The 977-nt window shown below is 61.0% G+C and carries 2 protein-coding genes; one reads left to right on the forward strand and one right to left on the reverse strand.

All coding sequences use genetic code 11. The annotated features are described in order from the left end of the window. A partial coding sequence (locus NW838_RS04490) for a glycerophosphoryl diester phosphodiesterase membrane domain-containing protein (RefSeq protein WP_414427574.1) occupies positions 1–470 on the forward strand: 470 nt, incomplete at its 5' end. A 58-nt stretch (positions 471–528) separates the two neighbouring features. Here NW838_RS04490 and NW838_RS04495 read toward each other — a convergent pair. Beyond that, the coding region (locus NW838_RS04495; protein ID WP_414427575.1) for a tRNA methyl transferase PRC-barrel domain-containing protein at positions 529–977 on the reverse strand (449 nt) is incomplete at its 5' end.

A 977-nucleotide genomic window follows, 5' to 3' on the forward strand; every position in this document is an offset into this window, starting at 1 on the left:
CCTTTTGGCTGGTGGATCAGCACTTGAAGCAGCGAACTCCCCCGCTGGGCAACAGCCTGGATCGGGCTGTCTCTAGGGCAGTGCCTCTGGTATTCGGCAGCATCCTGCTGGTGCTGATTGTCTCGCTGGGGATGCTGCTGCTTGTACTTCCCGGCATCTACTGGGGGATAAGGCTGGCTTTCACGCTCTGCGCGATTGTCCTGGAAGACAAAGGGGCCACAGAAGGGTTGGGCTACAGTTGGAACCTCGTCAGGGGCCGTTGGTGGGGGGTGTTTTGGGCATTTCTGGCTGTGGGTTTGATCTTCGGCATCGCGATCCTGATTTCGTTTTCTGTTGGGGGGATCCTGGGAGATACCCTAGGTGCGGCTGTGGTTGGGAATGCTGCCGCCACGGCAGTTGCGCCTATCCTCGATATCTATACAGTGCTCCTGTTCCGATCCCTGCAGCAGCTGCAAGCGCAAGCAGCGTAGTTTGGCTTGCCCTCACCCCCAATCCTTCCCCCCTGGCGAGAGGGAAGTTGCAGTTGGCCTAGGGAGAAGGGCGCTCCAGGATCCCTCCCCCCAGCAGGAGATCCCCGTGGTACCAGACGGCGGCTTGGCCAGGAGTGACCCCAAACTGCGGCTCGGCAAACTGCAGCTTTACCCGCTCTGGCGATTCCGGGATCACCATGGCGGGCACTGGGGGGGTACGGTAGCGCACCTGAACCTCAACAGCCAAGGATGCCGTCGGCGCCGGGATAGAGACCCAGTTGACTTGGCTTACCCACGCTTCAGCCTGGGTAGCCTCCTCCCGTTCCCCCACGACAACGCGGTTCATGGCCGCATCGATGCGCACCACGTAAAGCGGACGGGAAGAGGCAATCCCCAACCCCTTGCGCTGGCCCACCGTGTAGTGGTGGATGCCCTCATGGGATCCCAGCACTCGCCCCTGGGTATCGACGATTTCCCCTGGCCTTTGCCCAAGGTACTGATCCAAAA

Origin of the sequence: Synechococcus sp. R55.2, assembly GCF_047462075.1 — a bacterium.
Taxonomy (GTDB): Bacteria; Cyanobacteriota; Cyanobacteriia; order Thermostichales; family Thermostichaceae; genus Thermostichus.